Below are 4,505 nucleotides of genomic sequence, written 5' to 3' on the forward strand. Positions count from 1 at the left end.
TTTCATCTGTTAATAATTTATATGTCTTGTATGCTGATATTGTATTTACAAGTGCAAGTTTCTAAAATATTTTCAACTATTGAAACAATTAAATATTGATTTTATCCATGGTGATATAAATACTTATTAATGACTACTTTTGCAGCCTTAAAAATTGAGATGCAAAAAGGGATAAAATACATGTTCATATCTTCATTAGCCTTTGGGGTGATGAATTTAATAGTGAAGTCGCTAAACAGGTTTCCAACTTCGGAATTAATATTGTTTAGATCGGTTATTTCATTAATTATTTCGTTTTATTTCATCAAAAAACTAAATCTGAAACCTTTTGGAAATAATAAGAAATGGTTGATTATCAGAGGAACCTTTGGTGTTATAGCACTTAGCTTATTCTTTTTCACCTTACATAATCTACCCTTAGCAACTGCCATTACAATTCAGTATATGTCACCTATTTTTACTGCAATAATTGCCATTTTCCTGCTTAACGAAAAAATGGGACCATTCCGATGGGTATTTTTTGGGATTTCCTTTGCCGGGATAGCAATGGTAAAGGGTTTTTCCTCGAATATTTCCTGGATTTATTTAATAGCCGGAATTCTATCTGCATTATTTTCGGGTTTTGCATATAATGCAATAAGGAAGTTGCGGGATTCTGATCACCCGGTAGTTATAGTGTTTTATTTTCCACTTATTGCAACTCCGGTAACTTTAGTGTGGAGTTATTTCGAGTGGGTTAATCCCATAGGTTGGGAATGGGGGCTGTTAATTTTGATTGGTATTTTTACTCAAATAGCCCAAATATATATGACTAAAGCTCTGGCGCAGGCCGAAGCTAATGTAGTTTCTATTATGAAATATATTGGGATAGTTTATGCTCTGGGCTTTGATTATCTCATATTTGGAACTACTTATACCTTAACTGTTATTATTGGTATTGTATTTGTTATATCAGGGGTTCTGTTAAACCTTTTTTACAAAAAGATACCATTACCCTCTTTTTCCGGACTTAAACTCAGAAAGTAAAATTCCTGTTGCTATAGCTGCATTTAAGCTCTCTGTTTCCTGTAAGTTGCCAAATTGAGGGATTGTAATTTTATTGGAAACATGTTTTTCTATATCATCCGAAATTCCGTTTGATTCGTTTCCTATTACTAAAACTGCATCATCTATGATGTTGGCTTTGTAAACATTTTCGCCTTCGAGTAAAGCACCATAAATTGGTTTCGAAATATTTATTAATTCTTCTTCCAGGTCACAGTAAATCAGATTTACTCTGGATATAGATCCCATTGTAGCCATGATTACTTTAGGATTGAAAGCATCAACAGTATTATGGCTACACAAAATTGTGTACACGCCAAACCAATCGGCAAGTCTGATTATAGTGCCTAAATTTCCGGGGTCTCTAATGTCGTCAAGAGCCAGTATTAATCCTTTTTCCGTAATATATTTTTCAGATTTTGGGATTTCGAAAAGTGCAAGAACCTGATTAGGGGATTTCAAATTACTTATTCGCGACAGTTCCTTCTCGCTAATCTCAGTTATGTTGTCTGATTTATTTTCTATTTGACCAGAAAAAGAAGGTAAACAATATAAAGAATGTAATTTAATAGAGCTGTTTAACAATTCTAAAACAACTTTTTCACCTTCTGCGATAAAAAGTCCTGTTTTATTGCGATTCTTTTTTAGCTTTAGACTTTGAATTAATTTCAATTGGTTCTTACTAATCATTACTTTTGTATAAAAATTCCCTGAGTTGAAAAACTTATTTACAAATATATTATTTATACTAATACTGCTGACAGCACTTTCATCTTGTATTTCTACAAAGAGGGTTGAAGATGGTGATTATCTGCTTGAGCATAATCTGGTTTTTATTAATGGGAAACGCAATTTTGAGTTAGAGCCCCAGCAATACATTAAGCAGCATCCGAATCAAACATTTTTTGGTTTTTATCCTTTCTATCTACATGTTTATAATTTAGCAGATATCGATCCTGTAAAAGAAGTTGATAAGTTAAAGTTTGAGAATCAAAAAACAGTGAAGTTTTTGGAAAAAGCTTTTTCTCCAAAGTCGGTTAAGGGGCTTGAGGAGGATTATATATCTATTCAGGAGTGGCTAAAAGAAACCGGGGAGACACCGGTTATCACCAGCGCAAAAAAAACCAATAAATCAACAGCGCAATTAACCCAGTTATATAAAAACAAGGGCTATTTTAAGGCAACAGGTAAAGACTCTACCGAATATACATATAGAAAGGCCAAGGTGAAATACTATATTTCAACGGGCCCGGCATATTTCATTAATAAGATTGATTATGATATTAATTCGGAGGTGTTACGCAATCTATATGAGGAGGAGAAAGAGAAGTCATTCTTAATAAAAGGAGAACAGTTTGATATGTCGAACTTCTATCTGGAGCAAAACAGACTTTCTACATTATTCAAAAATTCAGGAGTATATAACTTTAAAAATATATTTATAAAGTTCGACGCTGATTCAAATTTAGCAGGGCATAAAGTGGACATAAAACTGTTAATTTCCGATTACCCTGTGGAAACTAAAAGTGGTGTAATATACGTTCCACACAAAAAGTATAAGGTAAATAAAGTAAACGTCTATACCGATCATCTTTTCGAAAACTATAAAAAGCCTGTTGTTGACTCTTTAGCCAAAGACAATTATTATTTTTTGGCAAAAACTAAAAACCGATATAAGACTAGAGCCCTTACAGATGCTATTTACTTTGAACCCGGAACTCTTTATAGCGATGAAGACAGGAAGATCACTTATAAGCTTCTAAGCAGTCTGGGGATTTTTAAGATGACAGATATAAAGATAAAAGAAGATACAACAGATATAAACAAGTCAGGATTAATAAGTGACATTTATCTGACCCCTTTAAAAAGAAACACAACAAAATTTGAGATAGAAGGTACTAATTCAAACACTTTAGGTTTTGGGGTCGCGTCTAATTTTTCCTTTACTAACCGCAACACTTTTGGAGGAGCAGAGATTTTTAATATATCGTTAAATGCAATGGCCGGGAATCAGAAAGAGGTAACTATTAATGATGATGCTATTTTTAATGCTTACCAGTACGGTTTACAGTTAAGTATGCAGTTTCCGAGGTTTTTGTTGCCTTTTAACAGTGAAAATTTAGTACCCAAAAGTATGCGTCCCCGTTCTACAATTAGGGGATCTTTGAACAATCAGCTAAATATAGGGTTGAGTAAAAACAGTTATAATTCATCAATAGATTATACCTGGAATCAATCTGAGACCAAAGAACACAATTTTAAATTATCTAACCTTCAGTATATTAAATACCTTAACAGCAAAGAAGATTATTTTCGAGCTAATAGAACGGAAAGTGAAAATATTAAGGAAGCTCAGGATGTATATTTGGAAATACATCCCGAATATGAAGATTTAGAAGGGACAAATGAACTTTATAAGATAATGTTAAATGATCCTGAATTTAAAAGTTTTGAGGTGTATTCTCCTTTTGCAAATTCTGTTCAACGGTTTCAGCGCTTAACTCAGGATTTCCTGATATCATCCACATCTTATTCATACACATATAATAATCAACGTATGGATAAGGAGCATAGCTTTCTTTATTTCAAAGGAGAAGCAGAACTGGCAGGAACTTTGTTTACTTTATATGATAAAATAAGCCCTCTCGATAAATTAAATAATCCTCAAGGGGAAATAAGTAAAACAGTTTTTGGACTTCCTTATGCACAATTTGTAAAGCTGGATCTTGATTTCAGGAAATATTGGCGATTGAACTCTACAGACAGAATTGCTTTTAGAGCACTAACAGGATTATCATTACCTTTCGGAAATTCGTCTGATATACCTTTTGAAAGATCGTATTTTGCAGGAGGAGTAAGCGATGTAAGGGCGTGGATGCCTTATGAGTTAGGTCCTGGAGGTGTTCAGGATTATCCTTTCGATTATTCGTATGATAAATTTAAAATGACATTCGGACTGGAGTACCGTGTAAAGATATTCGGAAAGCTTCACGGTGCGTTATTTGTTGATGCCGGTAATATTTGGGGAATTGGGAACGATATTCCTGAAACTAATTTTAGATTGGATTCATTCTATAAACAACTCGGCGTTGGTACTGGTTTTGGAGCCAGATATGATTTTACCTTTTTTGTATTTAGATTCGATTTCGGCTACAAAACTTTTGACCCCAGTAAAGAAGCAGGGAAACGGTGGGTTATTAGAAATCAAACTTTTTTCAGTCCACAGGTTAATTTTGCCGTAGGTTATCCTTTTTAAATATACCTTGTATATTTCTCATTGTCTCCCTGTATTAACTCTTTGTTACTTAGGTGTTTGTTGTAGGTTACTTAAAGTGTAGGGCGTTTAACTTTTAGCTTATTCAAATTAATAATATTTGCGGATATTATCGTAACTTTCATCTGTGAATAATTTTATGTTTTGGTCAGATGGTGTTCACAAGACAAAATTTTATCATTCCCCT

The 4,505-nt window shown here is 33.3% G+C and carries 3 protein-coding genes; 2 read left to right on the forward strand and 1 reads right to left on the reverse strand.

Translation table 11 applies throughout. The features are described from left to right. Positions 1 to 129 precede the first annotated feature (129 nt). Entirely contained in the window at positions 130 to 1,026 is an 897-nt protein-coding gene (locus tag ABFR62_13170; protein ID MEN8139372.1) for a DMT family transporter, read from the forward strand. Here the strand turns inward: ABFR62_13170 and ABFR62_13175 are convergent. Further along, on the reverse strand, positions 991 to 1,734 hold the full coding sequence (locus tag ABFR62_13175) for an RNA methyltransferase (GenBank protein MEN8139373.1): 744 nt from the start codon (positions 1,732 to 1,734) through the stop codon (positions 991 to 993). The genes ABFR62_13170 and ABFR62_13175 overlap by 36 nt on opposite strands. 25 nt (positions 1,735 to 1,759) lie before the next feature. Between ABFR62_13175 and ABFR62_13180 the strand changes: the two genes are divergently transcribed. Continuing rightward, complete coding sequence (locus tag ABFR62_13180) at positions 1,760 to 4,300, forward strand: BamA/TamA family outer membrane protein (protein MEN8139374.1); 2,541 nt, start codon at positions 1,760 to 1,762, stop codon at positions 4,298 to 4,300. Positions 4,301 to 4,505: the final 205 nt, after the last annotated feature.

The organism is Bacteroidota bacterium (genome assembly GCA_039714315.1).
GTDB lineage: Bacteria > Bacteroidota > Bacteroidia > Flavobacteriales > JADGDT01 > JADGDT01.

Coding starts and splice junctions, on each gene's coding strand:
- ABFR62_13175 (MEN8139373.1), bottom strand. CDS start 1,734: ATGATTAGTAAGAACCAATTGAAATTAATTCAAAGTCTAAAGCTAAAA.
- ABFR62_13170 (MEN8139372.1), top strand. CDS start 130: ATGACTACTTTTGCAGCCTTAAAAATTGAGATGCAAAAAGGGATAAAA.